The sequence below is a fragment of the Rhizobium sp. P1_E6 genome, assembly GCF_056405875.1.
This window is the reverse complement of the sequence record NZ_JBFUBG010000323.1, coordinates 1-823: the sequence shown is the minus strand read 5'-3', so window position 1 is coordinate 823 and position 823 is coordinate 1. Positions and strand designations below refer to the sequence as shown.

Here is an 823-nt window from a genome sequence, read left to right as displayed (position 1 = left end):
ATGGTGGAGACCGCCGCAGAGACGCCAAATGAAAGTCGCCACCCAAAGGCATTACCAAGGAAGGTCCCGAGCGGCACACCCGCAACGGAGCCAACGTAAATGCCCGCGAAGATGATCGAGGTTGCTTTTCCAGCCGAGGCGCGTTGCACCAGCCTCGGACCGAGGGCGGCGCCAATCGCCCAGAAGCCTCCCAGTCCCATGCCCAGGAAGAACCGTCCGATGAGGACGATGACGAAATCGGAAGCGACCGCCGTCAGGAGGTTTGAAAGCAGAAGCAAGACAATCAATATGCAAAGAACAGTGCGCCGGTCCAATCTACCCGTGATGACCGTCAGAAACGGAGCCATGAAGGCTGCCGTCACACCGGGCATCGTGACCATTAACCCTGCTTTGCCCTCCGACACGCCGAGATCCGAAGCCATTTCGGTCAGCAAACCGACCGGAAGGAATTCTGCCGTGACGAAGGCAAAAATCCCAAGTGCGACGGCAAAAACAGAGGTCCATGCAAGGGGCCCGTTTGAAATTTCTTCCTCGCGAACGGTCGCGCCATCCGCAATCTCGGCATCGTAGGATGACAAGTATATTTCCTTTCATTGATCTGAATGGGGAGGTCTTCGGGCCGTGCCATCTGAGGCAAACGTCAAGAGGGTGCTCCGAATGGAGCGGATGCCTCTCGGGTCGTTGATGAGCCAGGCTGTCGCCGGATCTGCATCGTCTAGCGATCGATGCGTCACGGCGACGGCGCGATGCGAATTGCTCATGCACCGCGCCTTGTTCGCAAAGCAGAACGAGCGGAAATCTTATCGATTGCGCAGGTCGGGCC

The 823-nt window shown here is 58.0% G+C and carries 1 protein-coding gene; it reads right to left on the bottom strand.

Going from position 1 to position 823, the window contains the following annotated elements:
• Nucleotides 1-578 (bottom strand): MFS transporter (locus tag AC1D35_RS36520; protein ID WP_477942932.1); only part of this gene is annotated, 578 nt, incomplete at its 3' end.
• Between the last annotated feature and the right edge of the window lie 245 nt (nt 579-823).